This is a genomic window from Pantoea agglomerans NBRC 102470, from assembly GCF_001598475.1.
GTDB lineage: Bacteria > Pseudomonadota > Gammaproteobacteria > Enterobacterales > Enterobacteriaceae > Pantoea > Pantoea agglomerans.
In genome coordinates this window covers 54,425-74,403 of the sequence record NZ_BCZA01000009.1, presented here as the reverse complement: position 1 = coordinate 74,403, position 19,979 = coordinate 54,425, and the positions used below count along the sequence as shown (strand labels likewise).

Annotated in this window: 17 protein-coding genes; 7 read left to right on the top strand and 10 right to left on the bottom strand. The window is 55.5% G+C overall.

Annotated features, from left to right (window positions below; genetic code table 11):
* Positions 1 to 31 precede the first annotated feature (31 nt).
* Positions 32 to 685, top strand: coding sequence for a bifunctional tRNA pseudouridine(32) synthase/23S rRNA pseudouridine(746) synthase RluA (gene rluA, locus PAG01S_RS17490; RefSeq protein WP_062759480.1), 654 nt, complete (start codon positions 32 to 34; stop codon positions 683 to 685).
* Positions 686 to 752: 67 nt separating this feature from the next.
* Here the strand turns inward: rluA and djlA are convergent, their stop codons facing one another.
* A complete protein-coding gene (gene djlA / locus PAG01S_RS17485; protein ID WP_010253811.1) occupies positions 753 to 1,562 on the bottom strand; it encodes a co-chaperone DjlA in 810 nt (269 codons plus the stop codon).
* Positions 1,563 to 1,744: 182 nt separating this feature from the next.
* Between djlA and lptD the strand changes: the two genes are divergently transcribed.
* The 6 genes from lptD to apaH are packed head-to-tail and all read left to right on the top strand — an operon-like array spanning position 1,745 to position 8,558.
* Positions 1,745 to 4,120, top strand: coding sequence for an LPS assembly protein LptD (gene lptD / locus PAG01S_RS17480; RefSeq protein ID WP_010671814.1), 2,376 nt, complete (start codon positions 1,745 to 1,747; stop codon positions 4,118 to 4,120).
* Positions 4,121 to 4,174: 54 nt separating this feature from the next.
* Positions 4,175 to 5,470, top strand: coding sequence for a peptidylprolyl isomerase SurA (gene surA, locus PAG01S_RS17475; protein ID WP_010253800.1), 1,296 nt, complete (start codon positions 4,175 to 4,177; stop codon positions 5,468 to 5,470).
* Entirely contained in the window at positions 5,460 to 6,452 is a 993-nt protein-coding gene (gene pdxA, locus PAG01S_RS17470) for a 4-hydroxythreonine-4-phosphate dehydrogenase PdxA (protein ID WP_010671813.1), read from the top strand. The genes surA and pdxA overlap by 11 nt, the downstream gene beginning before the upstream one ends.
* Positions 6,445 to 7,266, top strand: coding sequence for a 16S rRNA (adenine(1518)-N(6)/adenine(1519)-N(6))-dimethyltransferase RsmA (rsmA, locus tag PAG01S_RS17465; protein ID WP_062759479.1), 822 nt, complete (start codon positions 6,445 to 6,447; stop codon positions 7,264 to 7,266). Before pdxA ends, rsmA begins: the two co-directional genes overlap by 8 nt.
* Positions 7,267 to 7,269: 3 nt before the next feature.
* Entirely contained in the window at positions 7,270 to 7,647 is a 378-nt protein-coding gene (gene apaG, locus PAG01S_RS17460; protein WP_003854807.1) for a Co2+/Mg2+ efflux facilitator ApaG/CorD, read from the top strand.
* A 53-nt stretch (positions 7,648 to 7,700) separates the two neighbouring features.
* On the top strand, positions 7,701 to 8,558 hold the full coding sequence (gene apaH, locus PAG01S_RS17455) for a bis(5'-nucleosyl)-tetraphosphatase (symmetrical) ApaH (protein WP_010253765.1): 858 nt from the start codon (positions 7,701 to 7,703) through the stop codon (positions 8,556 to 8,558).
* Positions 8,559 to 8,591: 33 nt separating this feature from the next.
* Here apaH and PAG01S_RS17450 read toward each other — a convergent pair whose 3' ends face one another.
* The 9 genes from PAG01S_RS17450 to fkpB all read right to left on the bottom strand — a co-directional run bounded on the left by PAG01S_RS17450 (position 8,592) and on the right by fkpB (position 19,978).
* Positions 8,592 to 10,475 carry a PhoX family protein gene (locus tag PAG01S_RS17450; protein WP_062759478.1) on the bottom strand — a complete coding sequence of 628 codons (1,884 nt, stop codon included), beginning with the start codon at positions 10,473 to 10,475 and terminating at the stop codon, positions 8,592 to 8,594.
* A gap of 90 nt (positions 10,476 to 10,565) precedes the next feature.
* On the bottom strand, positions 10,566 to 11,048 hold the full coding sequence (folA, locus tag PAG01S_RS17445) for a type 3 dihydrofolate reductase (RefSeq protein ID WP_010253752.1): 483 nt from the start codon (positions 11,046 to 11,048) through the stop codon (positions 10,566 to 10,568).
* A 234-nt stretch (positions 11,049 to 11,282) separates the two neighbouring features.
* Entirely contained in the window at positions 11,283 to 12,422 is a 1,140-nt protein-coding gene (locus PAG01S_RS17440; protein WP_010253747.1) for a porin, read from the bottom strand.
* A gap of 253 nt (positions 12,423 to 12,675) precedes the next feature.
* Positions 12,676 to 15,903: a carbamoyl-phosphate synthase large subunit gene (carB, locus tag PAG01S_RS17435; protein WP_010253739.1), complete on the bottom strand. Its 3,228-nt coding sequence runs from the start codon at positions 15,901 to 15,903 to the stop codon at positions 12,676 to 12,678.
* A gap of 14 nt (positions 15,904 to 15,917) precedes the next feature.
* Entirely contained in the window at positions 15,918 to 17,066 is a 1,149-nt protein-coding gene (carA, locus tag PAG01S_RS17430) for a glutamine-hydrolyzing carbamoyl-phosphate synthase small subunit (protein ID WP_010253731.1), read from the bottom strand.
* Between the two features lie 62 nt (positions 17,067 to 17,128).
* Entirely contained in the window at positions 17,129 to 17,443 is a 315-nt protein-coding gene (locus PAG01S_RS22300; protein ID WP_140417629.1) for a hypothetical protein, read from the bottom strand.
* Positions 17,444 to 17,534: 91 nt separating this feature from the next.
* On the bottom strand, positions 17,535 to 18,350 hold the full coding sequence (gene dapB, locus PAG01S_RS17425; protein WP_010253726.1) for a 4-hydroxy-tetrahydrodipicolinate reductase: 816 nt from the start codon (positions 18,348 to 18,350) through the stop codon (positions 17,535 to 17,537).
* Between the two features lie 223 nt (positions 18,351 to 18,573).
* On the bottom strand, positions 18,574 to 19,527 hold the full coding sequence (ispH, locus tag PAG01S_RS17420) for a 4-hydroxy-3-methylbut-2-enyl diphosphate reductase (RefSeq protein ID WP_010253724.1): 954 nt from the start codon (positions 19,525 to 19,527) through the stop codon (positions 18,574 to 18,576).
* A complete protein-coding gene (fkpB, locus tag PAG01S_RS17415) occupies positions 19,508 to 19,978 on the bottom strand; it encodes an FKBP-type peptidyl-prolyl cis-trans isomerase (RefSeq protein WP_010253720.1) in 471 nt (156 codons plus the stop codon). Before fkpB ends, ispH begins: the two co-directional genes overlap by 20 nt.
* Between the last annotated feature and the right edge of the window lies 1 nt (position 19,979).

The following is a 19,979-nucleotide window of genomic DNA, read 5'->3' as shown; positions in this document are numbered from 1 at the left end:
GCCGCATGGCCCCTTATTTTTGGAAAGCCCCATGGAACCTTACAATCCACCGCGTGAACCCTGGCTGCACATCCTTTATCAGGATGCGCACATCATGGTGGTGAACAAACCCAGCGGTCTGCTCTCGGTACCCGGTCGGCTGGACGAACATAAAGATAGCGTGATGACGCGGGTTCAGCGTGATTTCCCGCAGGCTGAATCTGTCCACCGACTGGATATGGCGACCAGCGGCGTAATGGTCGTGGCGCTGACTAAGGCTGCTGAGCGCGAGCTGAAACGACAGTTCCGTGAGCGGGAGCCTTCCAAGACTTACGTGGCCTGCATCTGGGGTCATCCGGCGAAGGAAGAGGGATTGGTTGATCTGCCGCTGATTTGCGACTGGCCAAATCGTCCGAAGCAGATGGTCTGCTTCGAGACCGGCAAAGCCGCGCAGACGGAATATCAGGTGCTGGAATATCGTGCGGATAACAGTGCGCGTGTTTCGCTGAAACCGATTACCGGCCGCTCACACCAGCTGCGGGTGCATATGCTGTCGCTGGGCCATCCGATTCTGGGGGATAACTTTTATGCGCATCCGGAGGCCAAAGCGATGGCGCCCCGTTTACTGCTGCATGCGGAGTCACTGACCATTACCCATCCGGCATTTGGTAATGCCATGACGTTTCGTCAGCCCGCCGATTTTTAAGGTTTACTGCTCGCCAGTCAGTCACCGTGGCCTCCTCTGTTGCAGAAGCGGCCACGGAACATGGTATTTACTTAAAGCCTTTCTCTTTGCGAATCAGATCGTACGCCGCCTGAATTTCCTGCGCTTTCTGCTTCGCCATCTCCATCATCTCTGGTGGTAACCCTTTCGCTACCAGCTTGTCAGGATGATGTTCGCTCATGAGTTTGCGGTAGGCGCGTTTGATGGTGGTGGCGTCATCGCTACTCTTCACACCCAGCACGCTACAGGCATCTTCCAGCGTTGGCCCGCGTTGCGCCTGCTGAAAACCGCCTGAACTGCGCTGACCACCGCCAAACTGCTGGCCACCTTCCATCATGCGCAGGAACTGATCGAACTGACCGCGCGAAATGCCCAACTCTTCGGCAATCACATAGAGCACCTGTCGCTCATTGGGATGCAGTGAACCGTCGGCAAAGGCGGCCTGAATCTGGATCTCCAGGAACATCCGAATCAGATCAAACCGGCCAAAACAGGCGCTGCGCAGTTCACGCAGTTTGCTGCGTAACGGATAATCCGCCTGCTTGCCTTCGCGGAACGCGCGCTGGGCAGCCGTGCGAGAGTCACCGTGCAGCTGCATCCGCTCCATTAACAGCGAAGCAATCTGAATATCCGCTTCCGTGACGCGCCCTTTTGACTTGGTCAGATGGCCCATCACCTGAAAGGTGGTGCTGAAAAACAGCGTCTGTCGGGTCTGATTATTTGAGAAGTAAGCCTTGCCTTGCGCGCCGCGTACTTTGTCAATCATATGGCCAATGATCAAACCGATCACAATACCCCAAAAGCCTGCGCCGGAAAGTAATCCCACCGCCAGACCCACAACTTTTCCCCAGTAGCGCATAAACTCCTCAATTCGCCATGCTTGCGGCTGAAAATTGCATTATCATACCTGTCATTTATCTCAGCGCCTAACGGCAACGCTGACTGACCAGGATTAACACTGGCGCAACGCCGGGCAGTAAGTTAGTCTCTGACCCGATTGTCGGCATGATGCCAGTTTTCATGGAATTCTCGATACCGCGTATGAAAAAACATATACCTACCCTGCTGGCCACACTGATCGGCGCAGCCATTAGCCAGCAAGCCTTTGCCGACGATTTGATGTCGCAGTGTATGTTAGGCGTGCCGAGTTATAACCGCCCGCTGGTGAATGGCGATACGAATCAGATGCCCGTCACCATTCACTCCGACGCCGCCAAAGGGAACTATCCCAACGATGCGGTATTCACCGGTAATGTGAATATTGAGCAGGGCAACAGCCGTATGCAGGCGGATGAAGTCCAGCTTCATCAGCGTCAGCAGGAAGGCCAGACCGCGCCCGTACGTACCGTCGATGCGCTGGGTAATGTGCACTACGATGACAATCAGGTCATCCTGAAAGGTCCGAAAGCCTGGTCAAACCTCAACAGCAAAGATACCAACGTCTGGAATGGTCAGTACCAGATGGTAGATCGTCAGGGACGCGGCGTCGCAGATCAGATGAAGCTGCGCGGCGATAACCGCTACACCATTCTGGAAAACGGCACCTTTACCTCCTGTCTGCCCGGCTCCAACAGCTGGAGCGTGGTGGGTTCAGAGGTAATCCAGGATCGCGAAGAGGAAGTAGCGGAGATCTGGAACGCCCGCTTTAAGATCGGTTCCGTTCCGGTGTTCTACAGCCCCTATCTGCAGTTACCGATTGGCGATCGTCGCCGCTCCGGTTTCCTGATCCCGAATGCAAAATATGGCAGCAACAATGGCTTTGAGTTCACGCTGCCCTATTACTGGAACATCGCGCCGCAGGCCGATGCGACCATTACGCCGCACTACATGAGTAAGCGCGGCATGCAGTTTGAAAACGAATTCCGTTATCTGACCACGCTGGGTGCAGGTCTGGTTGAATTCGACTACCTCGGCTCGGACAAACAGTACGATAACGACAAAGCGGTGCGTGGCATCGCCGAAAATGACAGCTCCGATCGCTGGCTGTTCTACTGGCGTCATGCCGGTGTCTATGACCAGAACTGGCGTTTCAACGCGGACTACACCAAGGTCAGCGATAAGTACTACTTCAACGATCTCGACTCGAAGTACTACAGCTCGACCGACAACTACGCCACGCAGAAATTCAGCATCGGCTATGCGGACACCAACTGGGATGCCACGCTCTCCACCAAAGATTTCCAGGTGTTCGGCGATACCACCAGCAATAACGTCTACCGCGCCATGCCGCAGCTGGACGTCAATCTCTATCAGAACGATATCGGCCCGTTTGATGGCCGGGTTTATGCCCAGGCGGTGAAGTTCACCAACGTCAGCAGCCGCTATCCCGAAGCGACCCGTTTACATGTTGAGCCAACGCTGAACCTGCCGCTGTCAAACGGCTGGGCCAGCCTGGATACCGAAGCGAAGTTCCTGGCGACCCACTATCAGCAGACTGACGTTGATTTCTATAACAACGCAGCCAATGGTCTCAGGGGTGATAAGAGCGGCGAACTGGATGAGTCAGTCAACCGCACCCTGCCGCAATTTAAAGTTGATGGTCGTCTGGTGTTTGACCGCGATATGAACTCGGCGGTGGGTTATACCCAGACGCTGGAACCGCGCGTGCAGTACCTTTATATCCCGTATCGTAATCAGAGCAATATCTATCCGTACGACTCAACGTTGCTGCAAACCGACTACACCGGTCTGTTCCGCGATCGTACTTATAGCGGCCTGGATCGCATCGCTTCCGCCAATGAAGTGGCTACCGGCGTCACCTCGCGTATTTATGATAACGATCTGGTTGAACGTTTTAACGTTTCTGTAGGTCAAATCTACTCGTTTACCCCTTCTCGTACTGGTGTGAATCAAACCAGTAAAGAAGATGATACCGGCAGCCTGATCTGGGCTGGCGATACATACTGGAAAATCAGCGATCGCTGGGGCGTCCGTGGTGGGCTGCAATATGACACCAAACTCGACAACGTCTCCCAGGGCAATACCGTACTGGAATACCGTCGTGATGCCGACCGCATGGTGCAGCTGAGCTACCGTTACAGCAGCCCGGAGTATGTTGCGACCGCGCTGAACGATAGCAGCCTGGTCACAAATCCTATCTACAAAAATGGGATTTCACAGGTAGGTACTACGGCCAGCTGGCCGATTGCCGACGCATGGTCTGTGGTAGGCGCTTACTACTACGATACCCGCAACACGCGTCCGGCTTCACAACTGGTTGGCCTGCAATACAGCTCATGCTGTTACGCTATCCGGGTCGGTTACGAACGCAAAATTAACGGTTGGGAAAACAACGACAGTAAGTACGACAACCAAATCTCATTCAACATTGAGCTGCGTGGTCTGAGTCCGAACTATGGCTTAGGCACCAACGATATGCTGCGTCAGGGCATTATCCCTTACCAGCCTGCTTTCTGATGTTGTGATGTTTGACAGGCAATCCCGCAGTGCGGAACCAACAATGGATAAAGTATGAAGAACTGGAGAATGCTGATTCTTGGTGTGGCAATCAGTGCCAACACCGCGTTCGCAGCACCACAAGTCGTTGATAAAGTTGCAGCCGTGGTCAATAACGGCGTGGTTCTTGAGAGTGACGTGGATGGCATGATGAGCACCGTTAAATCTCAGGCCCAGCAGGCTGGTCAGCAGTTGCCGGATGATAAAACGTTGCGCCATCAGATTCTGGAACGTCAGATCATGGACAACATCATTCTGCAGATGGGTGATAAAGCGGGAATTCAGATCAGCGACGAGCAGCTGGACCAGGCTATTCAGAACATCGCTGCGCAGAACAAGATGAGCCTTGATCAGCTGCGTAGCCGTCTGGCTTATGACGGCATGAACTACAGCGTGTATCGTTCTCAGATCCGCAAAGAGATGACTATCGCCGAAGTGCGCAACAACGAAGTGCGTCGTCGTGTCACGATTCTGCCGCAGGAAGTGGATACGCTTGCTACCCAGATCGGCTCTCAGAACAGCCAGGGTACTGAACTGAACGTCAGTCATATTCTGCTGCCGCTGCCGGAAAACCCGACGCAACAGCAGGTTGATGAGCAGGAAACGCTGGCGAAACAGCTGGTTGGCGAACTGAAAAATGGTGCTGACTTCGGCAAGATGGCCGTGACCTACTCTGCCGACTCCCAGGCGCTGAAAGGCGGCAACATGGGCTGGGGTAAAATCGAAGAGTTACCGACCCTGTTTGCTCAGGCACTCTCAAGCGCCAAAAAAGGCGATATCGTCGGGCCGGTGCGCTCTGGTGTGGGCTTCCACATCCTGAAAGTGAACGACCTGCGTGGCGAGAGCAAAAATGTCTCGGTCACCGAAGTCCATTCGCGTCACATTCTGCTGAAGCCATCGCCGATCCTGACAGACGATCAGGCACGCGCGCAGCTGGAGCAGATTGCTAACGATATCCGCAGTGGCAAAACCACCTTTGCGGCGGCGGCTAAACAGTACTCTGACGATCCGGGTTCGGCGAACCAGGGCGGCGACCTCGGCTGGACCTCTCCGGAAGTCTTTGATCCGGCGTTCCGTGACGCGCTGCTGCGCCTGCAGAAAGGCCAGACCAGCCAGCCGGTTCACTCCTCTTTCGGCTGGCATCTGATTCAGTTGCTGGATACCCGTCAGGTAGATAAAACCGATGCGGCCCAGAAAGAGCGTGCTTACCGTATGCTGTTTAACCGTAAGTTCGCGGAAGAAGCGCAGACCTGGATGCAGGAACAACGTGCCAGTGCCTACGTGAAGATTCTGGATGGCAATGCGCAGTAATGCCCGTGTGGTGATCACGCCCGGCGAACCTGCCGGGATTGGTCCCGATCTTACCGTTCAGCTGGCCCAGCAGTCGTGGCCGGTTGAACTGGTGGTCTGCGCCTCGCCTGCCCTGTTGCAGCAGCGTGCGGCGCAACTCGGTCTGCCGCTGACGCTGCGGCCCTACCAGCCTGGCGTGGCAGCCGAGCCACAGCAGGCGGGTACACTGACTATCCTGCCAATTGAAACGGCAGCGCCGGTCACACCCGGCGAGCTTTGCGTCGCCAACAGCGACTATGTGCTGGCCACGCTGACGCGCGCCTGCGACGGTTGTCTCGACGGTGAATTCGCTGCCCTGATTACCGGCCCGGTGCATAAAGGCGTGATTAACGATGCCGGCATCGCCTTTACCGGCCATACCGAATTCTTCGCCGATCGCGCAGGCGGCCATCGGGTGGTCATGATGCTGGCGACAGAAGAACTACGAGTCGCACTGGCCACCACCCATCTGCCGCTGAAAGATGTGCCCGCTGCGGTAACCCGTGAATGTCTGCATGAAGTGATTACGATTCTGCATCGTGATCTGCAGCAGAAGTTTGCGATTGCCGAGCCGCATATTTACGTCTGTGGTCTTAACCCTCATGCCGGCGAAAGCGGTCACATGGGTCGGGAAGAGATCGAGACCATCACGCCGGCACTCAATGAACTGCGTCAGCAGGGCATTAATCTGACCGGCCCGCTGCCTGCGGATACCCTTTTCCAGCCCAAATATCTGCAATACGCCGATGCGGTGCTGGCGATGTATCACGACCAGGGCCTGCCGGTACTCAAATTTCAGGGGTTTGGCCGGGCGGTAAATATCACCCTGGGCCTGCCCTTTATCCGGACTTCAGTTGACCACGGCACCGCGCTTGAACTCGCTGGCCTGGGTCAGGCTGAACCGGGCAGCTTCATCACGGCGCTTAACCTCGCCATCACTATGATCAAGAGCAGTAATGAATAATCGCGTCCATCAGGGGCACTACGCCCGTAAACGTTTCGGGCAGAACTTCCTGAACGATCAGTACATTATCGACAGCATTGTCTCCGCCATCCATCCTCAGCGCGACGAAGCGCTGGTGGAGATCGGCCCAGGCCTGGGTGCCTTAACCGAGCCGGTAGGCGAACGCCTCGATAAATTAACGGTGATAGAGCTGGACCGCGATCTCGCTGCGCGTCTGGAAACGCATCCGTTCCTTGGCCCGAAACTGACTATCTTCCAGCAGGATGCCATGACCTTCGACTTCGCCGCGCTGGCGCAGGAGAGAGGCCAGCCGCTGCGGGTATTCGGTAACCTGCCGTACAATATTTCGACCCCGCTGATGTTCCACCTTTTCAGCTATACTGGTTCGATCAAAGATATGCACTTCATGCTGCAGAAAGAGGTGGTTAATCGTCTGGTTGCCGGTCCGGGTAACAAGACTTATGGTCGCCTGACGGTGATGGCACAGTACTACTGCCAGATCATTCCGGTGCTGGAAGTGCCTCCGCACTCTTTCACGCCACCACCGAAAGTGGACTCTGCCGTGGTGCGTCTGGTGCCGTATGCCGAGCCGCCGTATCCGGTCAGCGATGTGCGTATCCTGAGCCGTATTACCACTGAAGCGTTCGGCCAGCGTCGTAAAACGCTGCGCAACAGCCTGAGCCACATGGTGGCCGCCGGTGCGCTGGAAGAGTTATCCATAGATCCAACCCTGCGTGCCGAGAACGTCTCGGTGGCGCAATATTGTCAGCTGGCGAACTGGCTGGCGAATCATCAGGGAAAACCGCAGGAGTAAGTCATGAGTGAAACGGCCCGCGTCTCCGTCCATGTGCAAAGCCAGTACGTCGCCTCACAATCCTCACCGGATGATGATCGCTACGTCTTCGCCTATACCATTACGATACGCAATCTGGGCCGTTCCTCAGTGCAACTGCTGGGACGCTACTGGTTGATTACCAACGGTAACGGCCGCGAAACGGAAGTTCAGGGTGAAGGCGTGGTCGGTGAACAGCCGCTTATCGCGCCAGGCAATGAATTTCAGTACACCAGCGGTGCCGTGATCGAAACACCGATGGGCACCATGCAGGGGCACTATGTGATGGTCGACGAACAGGGCGACACCTTTCACGTAGAGATCCCGGTGTTCCGCCTCGCCATTCAGACCCACATTCATTGATTCACACGCTTTTTGCCCGTTAAGTCGGGCACCTTCCTGATGGATAAAACGTTATGAGCACATACCTGATTGGCGACGTTCACGGTTGCTACGATGAATTACGTGCATTGCTGCAACAGGTCGACTTCAATCCTGAACAGGATACCCTGTGGCTGACCGGCGACTTAGTGGCGCGCGGTCCTGGCTCACTGGAAGTCTTACGCTACGTAAAATCGCTGGGCGACGCGGTGCGTCTGGTGCTGGGCAATCACGACTTGCATCTGCTGGCGGTCTACGCCGGCATCAGCCGTAACAAGCCTAAAGATCGCCTGACCCCGTTGCTGGAAGCGGATGATGCGGATGAGCTGATCAACTGGCTGCGTCGTCAGCCGCTGTTACAGGTTGATGAAGAGAAAAAGCTGGTGATGGGACACGCCGGTATCACGCCGCAATGGGATATTGAGACCGCGAAAAAGTGCGCGCGTGAAGTCGAAGCGGTTCTCGCCAGCGACAGTTATCCGCTGTTCCTGGATGCCATGTATGGCGACATGCCGAACAACTGGAGTGAAGATCTGACCGGCCTGGCGCGTCTGCGCTTCAGCACCAACGCCCTCACCCGCATGCGCTACTGCTTCCCTAACGGCCAGCTGGACATGATCTGCAAAGATGCCCCGGAATCGGCGCTTCCGCCGCTGAAACCCTGGTTTAACATTGAGGGGCCGGTCGCACGTGACTACACCATCGTCTTTGGTCACTGGGCCTCGCTGGAAGGCAAAGGCACGCCAGAGGGCATTATCGGGCTGGATACCGGCTGCTGCTGGGGCGGAACGCTGACCCTGCTGCACTGGGAGACACAACGCTATGTGGTGCAGCCCTCTAATCGCGAAAAAGCACTGGCCTCCAGCGACAGTCTGGCACCGCCCACGCTATAACGGCGATGCTGGCCATCAGGCCAGCATCCTGTTTTATGCGCCGATAATGCCGCCATCTTCACGGGTGATCATAATCACCGACGACCGCGGACGCGGACTGTTGTCCGGGAAGTGCGAGTCACCCTCTTCGCCGGGATGCTGCACATTCACGAACAGCGTTTTATAATCGGGCGTGAAGGTAATACCGGTCAGCTCGCACGATTTTGGACCGACCATAAACCGGCGGATTTCGCCACTATCAGGATCACCCACCAGCATCTGATTATTCCCCTGCCCCTGATAATCCTCTTTGTTGCTGTATTTGCCGTCGGTCAGGATCCATAACCGCCCATGCGCATCAAACCCCAGCCCATCCGGACTGTTAAAGGTATTCTCCGCGGTGATGTTCGGTGTGCCACGATAGATCCCCTCAGGATGCGCTATCGGGTTGCCACACAGCGCATAGATATCCCACTCAAACGTCTGCGCGGTAGCATCGCCTTTCTCATCCCAGCGAATAATCTGACCGTAGATATTTTTTGGCCGCGGATTCGCTGCATTGACCGGCATGCCTTCATTTCCGCGCTTGTTGTTGTTGGTCAGGGTGCAGTAGGCACGGCCGTCATGCGGGTTAACCGCAATCCACTCCGGCCGGTCCATTCGCGTTGCGTTGACCACATCTGCCGCGGCACGCGCATTGATCAAAACATCTGCCTGGCTATTGAATCCCTTTTCAGCGGTGAGTCCATTTTCGCCCCACTTCAGCGCCAGCCAGCGCCCGGTGCCTTTAAGCGGCGTGCCCTGCGCATCGCCGTTGAACTGCGCCACATAGAGCGTGCCCTTATCAAGCAGTCCGTGATTGGCTTTAGCATCATCCGGAGTGACCTTGTCATCTGAGACAAATTTATAGATATACTCGCCGCGCTCGTCGTCGCCCATATAAACCACCAGCTGGCCGGTTTTCGCGACCGTCACGGCGGCATTCTCGTGCTTGAAGCGGCCCAGCGCGGTCCGCTTTACCGGCACGGAGTGAGGATCGAAAGGATCGATTTCGACAATCCAGCCGTGACGGTTGAATTCGTTGGGATTCTTAGCGATATCGAAGCGGGGATCAAAGTCGGCCCAGTTGCGCTCCGGCTCAGCGGCATTCAGGGTATAGCGCTTCTGCTGTGGGGTCGGCGTAAAGTCCGCCTGATGGGTGCCAAAGTAGGTGTCGTAGTTCTCTTCACAGGTGAGATAGGTGCCCCACGGCGTTTTGCCGTTGGCGCAGTTACCAAAGGTGCCCAGGACATGCATTCCCTGCGGATCGGCGGCAGTCTGCAGCGCTTTATCCCCCGCTGCCGGACCGGAGAAGCGCATCGGGGTATTGGCGGTAATGCGGCGGTTATAGTCAGAAGGACGTACCACCTGCCAGCGATTGTCCTCACCCCGTTTGACTTCAACGATGGAGATACCGTGCGCCGCCTGCGACTTTTTGACATCTTCCAGGCTGGTCGCTTTACTGCCGCCGTGGGCGAACAGCGTTGGCTCATTCACATATTCATTGTTAATCGCCATCACGCCGCGATGGTCATTAATCGCGAAGAAGCTCATACCGTCGTTGTTGTCACCGAACTGCTTTTCCTGATCTTCGGCGCTGTTGTTGCCCTGCGGATCAAACGCGGCTGCGCCATTCACCAGCGGATCACCCCAGGAGATCAACACGTCGGCGCGATAGCCAGGGGCTACCACAATCTCATCGGCCGTGGACGCGGCAATCGCCTGAAAGCCCAGCAGTGGGCTGCCCGCAGGCTTCTCCTGCGCCAGTGCACTGCCCGAGAGCGTCAGGCCGCCGCTGAGAAAGCCGGTCAGGCCGATAGCACCGGAACCGGCAAGGAATTTACGACGCAGTGGATCAGGCAGGCGGTCAGTGCTTAATGCGGAGAGTTCGATTTTCATTAGTGATTGCTTCCTTTGTGTCGATCCCAGAAAAGAAGCAATGCTAATGAATAAAGATGACAGCCAGGTTACAGCCCGGCAGGGGTGGGATTAGCGACGACGGTCAAGGATCTCAAAGCAGTAGCTGTGGGAATTTTGCTCGTCAGCGTCGTGGAATTCGCTGAACGTTGACTGCCACTCATCCGGCTCGTAATCCGGAAACTGCGTATCACCTTCGACTTCCGCATCAATGTGCGTCAGATAGAGACGATCGGCACGCTTCAGCATCTGCTCATAGACGCGGCCACCGCCAATCACCATGATCTCTTCAGCGTCACCGGCTGCCTGTAACGCCTCATCCAGCGAAGTGACCCAGGTAACGCCTTCGGTGGTGCCCGGCTGGCTGCTGACCACGATATTCAGTCGGCCAGGTAACGGACGGCCAATAGATTCAAAGGTCAGTCGGCCCATAATCACCGGTTTCTTCAGCGTATGGCGCTTGAACCACGCCAGATCTGCAGGCAGGTCCCACGGCATGGCGTTCTCCATTCCAATAATGCGATCTGCTGCTAATGCCGCGATAAGACTAATCATGTTAACCACTCACTGAAAAAAATTGGCGCCATGATACGTAAAGGTGAAACTTTCGTCGATAGGGGGAAAGGTCTAATTGCGTAAAGCTTTTCATGACGTCGTTTTTCACGGCCTGTGCAGCGTTTTTCACCGCCTAATCACGTCAGTTTGCCGCAGCTCGCCAGCGATCGGCCTCAGGCTGGCACAAAAGTCGTGCGCAAAAGAAAACGGCTCCCGGAGGAGCCGTCAGGGTTATCAGAAGTCGTAGCGCAGACGCACCAGATTCATATCACCCAGGTTATCGGTGCTGGAGGTAAACACATGTTCGTAATCCACACGGAAACCATAGTCGAGGAACAGCACCACACCCAGACCGTTGTCGATGCGCTGATAATCACGGCCTGTCGCATACTCAATGCGATCGCCCATGACATACGGCTGTACCGCTTTCAGACCATACTGCCCCACCGGAATCTTGTAACCGGCGAAATATTCAATGCCCCACGCGTCGCCGGCAAAGTAGTCATGCACATCTTTGCGTTTGGTGGTCATGAAGTTCTCATACCAGCCACCGCCGGCTGACAACGTCCAGTTACCTGGGGTCCAGCTCAGCGCGGTGCCGTAAATGTTCTGATCGTAATCGCGGCTGTCGCCGTTGTTCGGGTTACGCATCGCCGCGCGGGTGTAGTTCCACGCCGTGCCCCAGCTCAGATCGTCCGTGATGTGGTAGTCCACACCCAGCGAGCCGCCGCCTTTGCGCTTATAGCGCAGGCCGTTGCCTGGCAGATACTCGTTATCTTCGAACAGATAAGAGGCGTAAAGATCCGCATCGCCGAAGCTGTTTTTATACTTCAGCTGTTTGCGTGAGCGGTAAGATCCGTCGTAGTCGCCATTGATCCCGTTACCCGGAGCCTGGCCGACCATGTCGTAATCCCAGATATCGGTCTTGGCGCCCACGGTATCGTAATAGACGCTGTTCTGCTGACCAAAGGTAAGCTGGCCCCAGGTTTTGCTTTTCAGACCGGTGTAGAGCTGACGACGCGTGGTGTTATTGGCACCGTCCGCATAGTGACGATCCCAGCTGAAGACCGCCGGGACGTTAACGCCCAGCTCGTAGTAGCTGATCCAGCTGACGTCATCAAACAGGTAGTAGTCAGCGCCGAAACGGAAACGGGTGCCGCCATCAAAACCGTCGCGCTTGTAGGATTTATCATCCACGCCGGTCTGATGATTGAACTGAGCACGAATGCTGCCGCCAAAAGTAAAGTTAAGACGGCTAAGCGGATCGCCTGCCTGCGGATCCTGTTTTAACAGGGTAATTTCCGCCTGGCTGGCGAAAGGAAGAATTGCCATCAGTGCAGCCACTGCACTCAGAGAAAAAGTACGCATTTTCATTTTTTATTTATGTCCTGATACGCTCCAGTGATGAGCGGCAGGCATAGTACTGACGAAAAATCCGCACAGGAAGTGTTTATATTATAAATTTGTGCGAACCGGCCTTATTCGCACCTATAGCTAAAAAATTAAGCCAAATCAGTCACTTTAATGCAAACTCTTTGCTTTTTATGGACCCTGTTTTCGGATTATCGCCAATAAGATGGTCAAAAAAAACGGCTCCCGCAGGAGCCGTTTTTCACATTACATCGCCTTACATCGCCTTGATCTGGGCATGCATCTCCTGAACGGAGATAACCTGTTCCGTCGGGTCTGCATTCAGTGCCATCGCGGTGGCGAAGCCGCCGTTCAGCGTGGTGTCGTAGTGCACTTTATACTGCAGGGCACTACGGCGAATCAGTTTCGAATCTTCAATCGCCTGACGACCCGCCGTGGTATTGACGATGTAGCTATACTCGCCATTCTTCAGACGGTCCTGAATGTGCGGACGCCCTTCGTGCACCTTGTTCACCAGGCGCGGATTGATGCCCGCTTCGCCCAGCACGACCGCCGTGCCGTGAGTCGCATCCAGTTCGAAACCAAACTTCTGCAGCTTAGCGGCCAGGTCGACAATACGTTTCTTGTCGCCTTCACGCACCGACAGCAGCGCACGGCCCGACTTCTTCATGTTGCTCTGTGCGCCCAGCATCGCTTTAGAAAACGCCTCAGCGAAGGTGCGGCCCACGCCCATGACTTCACCGGTAGAGCGCATTTCTGGCCCCAGAATCGGGTCAACGCCCTGGAACTTGTTAAACGGCAGCACCACTTCTTTGACAGAGTAGTAAGGCGGAATCACCTCTTCAGTGACGCCCTGCTCTGCCAGCGTTTTGCCTGCCATCACGCGCGCGGCAACTTTCGCCAGCGGGACACCGGTCGCTTTAGAGACGAACGGCACGGTACGCGCCGCGCGAGGGTTAACTTCGATCAGGTAGACTTCGTTGTCTTTCACCGCGAACTGGACGTTCATCAGGCCACGAACGTTCAGCTCAAACGCCAGCTTCTCAACCTGCTGGCGCATCACATTCTGAATCTCCTGACTCAGGGTGTAGGCCGGCAGTGAACAGGCGGAGTCACCGGAGTGAACGCCAGCCTGCTCGATGTGTTCCATGATGCCGCCAATCAGCACCCGCTCACCGTCGCAAATCGCATCAACATCCACTTCGACCGCATCATCCAGGAAGCGATCCAGCAGCACCGGTGCATCGTTGGAAACCGAGACCGCCGTCTGGAAGTAGCGCTTGAGGTCGATCTCGTCGTAGACGATCTCCATGGCGCGGCCACCCAGCACATAAGAAGGACGCACCACCAGCGGATAACCCAGGCCCGCGGCTTTCTCAACCGCCTGCTCCAGTGTGGCCACCGTGGCGTTGGCGGGTTGCTTCAGGTTCAGGCGATCAACCGCCTGCTGGAAACGTTCACGGTCTTCAGCACGGTCGATGGAATCCGGGCTGGTGCCGATGACCGGTACGCCTGCGGCTTCCAGCGCACGCGCCAGTTTCAGCGGAGTCTGACCGCCATACTGCACAATCACACCTTTTGGCTGCTCAATGCGCACAATCTCCAGCACATCTTCCAGCGTGACCGGCTCGAAGTAGAGGCGATCAGAGGTGTCGTAATCGGTCGAGACTGTTTCCGGGTTACAGTTGACCATAATGGTCTGATAACCATCTTCACGCAGCGCCAGGGCGGCGTGAACGCAGCAATAGTCGAATTCGATACCCTGGCCGATACGGTTTGGCCCACCGCCCAGAATCATGATTTTTTCGCGATCCGGACTTGGATTAGCTTCGCACTCCTCCTCATAGGTGGAGTACATATAGGCGGTGTCTGTCGCGAACTCTGCGGCGCAGGTATCCACGCGCTTGTAAACCGGGTGCAGGTTAAACTGCTGACGCAGCTTGCGGATTTCGCTCTCTGCCACGCCCGCCAGTGTCGCCAGCCGTGCATCAGCAAAGCCTTTACGCTTCAGGGCGCGCAGGAACGTCTCATCCAGACTATTAACCCCTTCACGGGCAACCTGCTCTTCCAACCGCACCAGCTCTTCGATCTGCACCAGGAACCAGCGGTCAATATTGGTCAGGTTGAACACGCCATCCACTGACATGCCGGCGCGGAAGGCGTCCGCGATGTACCAGATGCGGTCTGAACCGGCATCTTTCAGCTCACGGCGGATGCGGGTTAATGCTTCCGGGTCGTCGAGGTGGACTTTCGGGTCGAAGCCGTTAGCGCCTACTTCCAGGCCGCGCAGCGCTTTCTGCATGGATTCCTGGAAAGTACGACCAATTGCCATCACTTCCCCGACCGACTTCATCTGCGTGGTCAGGCGATCGTTGGCACCGGCAAATTTTTCGAAGTTGAAACGCGGGATCTTGGTGACAACGTAGTCGATGGAAGGCTCGAACGAGGCAGGCGTTAAACCGCCGGTGATATCATTCATCAGCTCGTCGAGGGTATAGCCGACCGCCAGTTTGGCCGCCACTTTAGCAATCGGGAAACCGGTCGCTTTGGAGGCCAGCGCCGAGGAGCGTGACACGCGCGGGTTCATCTCAATGACAATCAGGCGGCCATCTTTCGGATTAACCGAGAACTGCACGTTGGAGCCACCGGTTTCAACACCGATCTCACGCAGTACCGCCAGCGAGGCGTTACGCATGATCTGATACTCTTTGTCGGTCAGCGTCTGGGCAGGTGCCACCGTGATGGAGTCACCGGTGTGGATCCCCATCGCATCGAAGTTTTCAATTGAGCAGACGATGATGCAGTTGTCGTTTTTATCGCGCACCACTTCCATCTCATACTCTTTCCAGCCAATCAGCGACTCATCAATCAGCAGCTCATTGGTCGGTGAGAGGTCCAGACCGCGTTCGCAAATCTCTTCAAACTCTTCGCGGTTGTAGGCGATGCCGCCACCGGTTCCGCCCATAGTAAATGAGGGACGGATAATGCAGGGGAAACCGACATCTTCAGCCACGGCCAGCGCTTCTTCCATGGTGTGCGCAATGCCGGAGCGCGCGGTATCCAGACCGATGCTTTTCATCGCCACGTCGAAACGACGACGATCTTCTGCTTTGTCGATCGCATCAGCCGTTGCGCCGATCATGGTGACGCCAAACTCTTCCAGCACGCCATGACGTTCCAGCTCCAGCGCACAGTTCAGCGCTGTCTGACCGCCCATGGTCGGCAGTACCGCGTCCGGGCGCTCTTTTTCGATGATTTTGCGCACCACTTCCCAGTGAATCGGCTCAATGTAAGTCGCATCAGCCATTTCCGGGTCGGTCATGATCGTCGCCGGGTTGGAGTTCACCAGAATGACGCGGTAACCCTCTTCACGCAGCGCTTTACACGCCTGCGCACCGGAATAGTCAAATTCGCAGGCCTGGCCGATCACAATCGGACCGGCACCAAGAATCAGGATGGATTTTAGGTCTGTACGTTTTGGCATGAATTAGCTCCTGATTACTTCGCTTGCAGACGGAATGCGTCAATCAATTCAATAAAGTGGTCAAACAGCGGCGCAGCATCGCCTGGGCCCGGGCTGGCTTCCGGGTGTCCCTGGAAGCTGAATGCGGGCTTGTCAGTGCGGTGAATGCCCTGCACGGTTTTATCGAACAACGAAATGTGAGTTACACGCAGGTTAGCGGGAAGATTGTTCTCATCGACCGCAAAACCGTGGTTCTGCGCGGTGATCATCACGCGATTGTTATCGAGATCTTTCACCGGATGGTTGCCGCCGTGATGGCCCAGCTTCATCTTCACGGTCTTAGCCCCGCTGGCCAGCGCCAGCAGCTGATGACCCAGACAGATTCCGAACACCGGGATCTCTGTTTTCAGGAAGGCCTGAATTGCGCTGATAGCGTAGTCGCACGGCTCCGGGTCGCCAGGACCGTTGGAGAGGAAGATGCCATCCGGATTAAGCTTCAGTACTTCTTCGGCAGGCGTCTGTGCCGGAACGACGGTCAGACGACAGCCGCGATCGACCAGCATCCGCAGAATGTTGCGCTTGGCACCGTAATCGTAAGCCACCACATGGTAAGGCAGTGATTCAGCGTCGGCCTGCTCTGGCAGCCCTCCCTCCAGCGTCCAGCTGCCCTGCTGCCAGCTGTAGGTCTCAGTGGTGCAGACCTCTTTCGCCAAATCCATCCCTTTCAGTCCCGGGAACGCCTGAGCTTTTTGCAGCGCCAGCGCGGCATCCGGATTATCGCCCGCAATGATGCAGCCGTTTTGCGCACCTTTCTCACGCAGCAAGCGCGTCAGCTTGCGGGTGTCGATATCGGCAATCGCCACGATGTTGTTGCGCTGCAGGTAGGCGGATAAGCCCTCTTCACTACGGAAGTTGCTGGCAATCAGCGGCAGGTCACGGATAACCAGGCCCTGCGCATGAATCTGGCTGGATTCTTCGTCGGCGGCATTGGTTCCGACATTACCGATATGGGGATAAGTGAGAGTAACGATTTGGCGGGAATAGGAAGGATCAGTGAGGATTTCTTGATAACCGGTCATTGAGGTATTGAAAACGACTTCTCCCACTGCCGACCCTGTTGCCCCGATGGCCCGACCGTGGAATTGGGTTCCGTCTTCCAGAACCAAGAGCGCTGACTTAATCAAAACATCCTCCAGGGAATAAACAGTCACAATATCTGCATATTAATTCAAAATAGCCGCCTGAATCAATGCAAAAACCGCCTGAATTGTCGATTTTTGGCAAATTGCGCGCATTCTAATGATCGCCCTGGCCATTGTCTACCCTGCGGCGGGATTTTTTCACCCTTATCTGCCTTCTGAGGAAAATAACGGGCATAAGCAGCAAAAAGAGAGGAAAACTCGGTGGAATAATCGTTTGCCAGGCAGCGTAAAAGCAAAACAGATGCAGCGCGGCCTTTATTTTTGACCAAATGGTCAAAAATAGCATCCAGCAGAGCAAATAAATGAAGAAAACAGGCAAAAACAGAAGTCAGAGATAAATTTATATCGGGAAGGCACATTTAAGGTAAAATTAAGGGCAATGAAAACATTGCCCCTTTTCAATCAAGCGATTATCGATTGAAACAACCACATCACGATGGTTCACAACACTTACAACATCGACAAATCCAGCACATCCCGCATATCAAACAGGCCAGATTTCTTATCTTTCAACCATAAAGCGGACTTAACCGCGCCATTTGCAAAGGTCATACGGCTTGAAGCCTTGTGGGTTATCTCTACGCGCTCGCCGATATCTGCAAACATCGCAGTATGCTCACCGACGATGTCGCCCGCGCGTACTGTTGCAAAACCGATGCTCTGCGGCTGGCGTTCGCCGGTGTGGCCCTCACGCGTATAGACCGCATGCTCATCCAGTTTCCACTGCATCGCATCGGCAATCGCCTCACCCATCGCCAGCGCGGTTCCGGAGGGCGCATCCACTTTATGGCGGTGGTGCGCTTCAACGATCTCAATATCTGCGTACTCCCCCATCACTTTGGCAGCCTTCTCCAGCAGCTTCAGCACCAGGTTAACCCCCACGCTGAAGTTAGCGGCGAACACAATAGGGATATCTTCTGCCGCGGCCCGAATGGCCGCTTTGCCTGCTTCATCAAAACCGGTGGTGCCGATCACCATCGCTTTGCCCTGCTCACGGCAGATCGCCATATACTCCAGCGTGCCTTCCGGGCGGGTGAAGTCGACCAGCACATCAAAATCGTTAATCACCGCGCGTAAATCGTCAGCGATGATGATGCCATTTTTTCCGATGCCCGCTAATTCACCAGCGTCGCTGCCGGTCAGCGATGAGCCCGGGCGAGCCAGTGCCGCACCCAGTTCTGCGCCTTCTGCCTGCTGCGTCGCCTGAATCAGATTACGGCCCATACGGCCCGGCGCGCCCACAATAGCAATGCGGATTGTGTTCATATTTATTCATTCCTAAAACAAAACTATGCATCCAAAGCGTCATCAGGTTAACGATGAGTTAACAGTCACGCCACTATTAATCCGTGATAATAAGAATTTTATGCCAGCCGCCCGTGATTATCAGTAAAAGCAATCACCGCAGCAAATAACGACTTTTTTTGTCAGATTCAAAAAACAAAAAAGGCCGAACAGAGTCGGCCTTTTTATCAGTAATATCGCAGAGTTACTGCACGTTACGCACTTCGACACGCAGCTCTTTGGGCACTTCGAAGACAATATTCTCTTCACGGCCAATCAGCTCAATTGCCGCTTCGCCGCCCAGTTCACGCAGCCGCTGGATCACCTGCTGCACCAGAATATCGGGCGCTGACGCGCCTGCGGTGACGCCGATGCAGGCCACGCCTTTTACCCACTCTTCCTGAATATCATCCGCAGAGTCGATCAGCTTCGCCAGCTTACCGGCACGCTGAGCCAGCTCAGCCAGACGGTTAGAGTTAGAGGAGTTCTTCGACCCCACCACCAGCACCACTTCCGCATCTTTAGCCAGAGTACGAACCGCTTCCTGACGGTTGGTGGTGGCGTAGCAGATATCATCTTTACGCGGCCCGATGATCGCCGGGAAACGCTGACGCAGGGCATCAATGATGTCAGAGGTGTCATCCACAGAGAGCGTGGTCTGCGTCATGAAGCTCAGATTGTTTTCGTCTTTCACTGTCAGTCTGAAGACATCTTCCGGTGACTCCACCAGATACATGCCGCCATTAGGGTTGTTGTACTGCCCCATGGTGCCTTCGACTTCCGGATGACCTGCATGACCAATCAGTATTGCCTCAACGCCTTTACGGCTGGCGCGTGCCACTTCCATATGCACCTTGGTCACCAGCGGACAGGTAGCGTCAAACAGCATAGTCAGATTGCGCGCTTTGGCTTCGGCACGCACTGCCTGAGAAACACCGTGCGCAGAGAAGATCAGAATCGCGTTATCCGGCACTTCACTGATCTCTTCAATGAAGATGGCACCGCGCTCACGCAGGCTGTTTACCACGTAACGGTTATGCACCACTTCGTGACGGACATAGATTGGCGCGCCATACATCTCCAGCGCGCGCTCAACAATACTGATGGCACGATCAACGCCAGCGCAGAAGCCGCGCGGATTAGCTAACAGGATTTGCATCGTTGGCCTCCAGTGCGGGATCGATTTCCAGCACCTCTACATCAAACTGAATACGACGACCTGCCAGCGGATGATTGAAATCCACGGTGATAGAGTCACCGGAGATTTCACGGATCACGCCAGGCATTTCACTGCCGCCCATGCCGCTGAACAGCATGATGGCTCCCACTTCCGGCTCACCCGCATCGATAAAGTCCCGACGCGAGAAATACTGGATCAGGTCAGGGCTGACGCCGCCAAAGGCGTCGTCCGGTTCCAGGGTAAACTGTTTAGTTTCACCCGCTTTCAGCCCCAGCAGTGCCTGCTCAAGTGCCGCAGAGAGGCTGCCATCACCGAGACGGAACAGCGCGGGCTTGCCGTTTGCACGGGTCGATTCCGCCGTCGAGCCATCTTCCAGCTTCAGCGTAAAATGCACCAACACCGCGCTTTCGCGCTGTACGGACTCAGTCATC